Origin of the sequence: Streptomyces lancefieldiae (assembly GCF_031845825.1) — a bacterium.
GTDB classification, from domain to species: domain Bacteria; phylum Actinomycetota; class Actinomycetes; order Streptomycetales; family Streptomycetaceae; genus Streptomyces; species Streptomyces lancefieldiae.
In genome coordinates, this window is the sequence record NZ_JAVRFH010000210.1 from 1 (window position 1) to 1,411 (window position 1,411).

Consider the following 1,411-nt stretch of genomic DNA (forward strand, 5'->3'; position numbering starts at 1 on the left):
AGGTAGCCGGCCGCCACCGACCCGCCGTCCGGGTCGCATTCGGCCAGCACGACCCGCCGTCCGCCCGGCAGCGGCCAGGTCAGCAGAGCGGTGAGGGCGGTTGTGGTGGTGCCGGGACCGCCGCTGGCGCCGCAGAACGCGATGACGGCCATCTCAGCCCTCCGCCGGGACGATCGACAGGGTGACCTCTCCGGCCGCGGCCCAGATGGCCAGCCGGGTGCCGTCGAGCTGGGTGACGGCGAGGTCGACCACACGGGCGCCGGAGTTGTCCGGGCGGCCCACCTCGATCACCGTGGCCTGCATCGACTGCCCGCTCTCCTTGTCGTCATCGGCTGCCCCGGTCGCCGAGTCCTTCGGCGTATGGATCACCTTGACCTTCTGGCCCGGGCTCAGCCGGGTCGCCAGAAGCCGCGAGGGGGTGAGCGAGACACCGACCAGCTGCTCCCCAGCCTTGACGAGGGGCTCGTCCGTCACCGACGAGCGGGTCAGCAGGCTGCCGCGGGCCAGGCCCACCGTGGTGCGCTTGCCGATCAGCTTGTTCAGGTCGCGGGCCGGAACAGGGGTGAGCGCCGGATCGGTGGCGATCTGTGCTTCGACGAGGTCTTCGGCCTCCAGCTCGGCGCCCATGGGCACGTCCCGGGCGACGGCGACGACCGGCTCGCGGTGGCTGGTCTCCGTGTACAGCCAGCCGCCGGCGGCACCGGATATGCAGATCACGGCCACACCGAGCGCGATCCAGCTGGAGCGGCGCCGGCGCACGACGGGCTGGCGCACCAGCGACTGCGGAGCCGGCGCCGGGGGCGCAGTGTCGGGTGCTGACGGCTTGGCGGCGGTGCTCATGAACGGCTTCCTTCGCGGTGCGGGAGCATCAGGGCTTGGCGACGGCCTGGGCCTCGCCGATGGTGATCTGGGCGGGCTCGGCCTCCCGCGTCGTGGTGATGTCGCCTTCCTGGCCGCCGCCCACCCAGTGGACGACCCAGGTCGTGGTCGCCTTGACGGTGAAGGCGTTGTCCGGCTGGGAGGCGGATGTCTTGGTGTAGCGGTAGCCGCAGTCGGGGCTGGGCCGTCCGCCGAACCGCTTCTCGTACGGTGTGCCTGCGGTGGTGCATACCTCGGTGCCGCCGTCCCCCATCACGTATTCGATCTTCTTCACGGTCGCGGTCGCGGTGACGGTGATGCCGGGCGCGGAGGCGCTGTCGGTGACGGGTCCCCAGGTGCGCAGGGTCTTGTTGTTCCAGATCCACACGGGCATGCCGACCAGGCCGGTCTTGCCGGCCCCCGGCGCGGTGCGGATGTCGGCGCCCAGAAGGCGCATCTTCTTGATCGCTTCCTGGGCCAGTTCCTCGGCCGTGGGACCGCCTCCGAACCCGGGCGGCGGGTTCAGGGACCAGGTGCTGCCGCCCATGAGCTC

Annotated in this window: 1 protein-coding gene and 1 pseudogene; both read right to left on the minus strand. The window is 71.7% G+C overall.

Annotated elements, in window-relative coordinates; genetic code table 11:
- Window positions 1-153: 153 nt before the first annotated feature.
- Window positions 154-840 (minus strand): SAF domain-containing protein, encoded by a 687-nt coding sequence (locus RM812_RS41665; protein ID WP_311586155.1) that lies wholly within the window; start codon window positions 838-840, stop codon window positions 154-156.
- Window positions 841-868: 28 nt separating this feature from the next.
- Window positions 869-1,411: pseudogene (locus RM812_RS41670) on the minus strand (hypothetical protein); the annotation flags it as partial.

Excerpts from the sequence above, each read along its gene's own strand:
- RM812_RS41665 (WP_311586155.1), bottom strand. The coding sequence starts at position 840 with ATGAGCACCGCCGCCAAGCCGTCAGCACCCGACACTGCGCCCCCGGCG.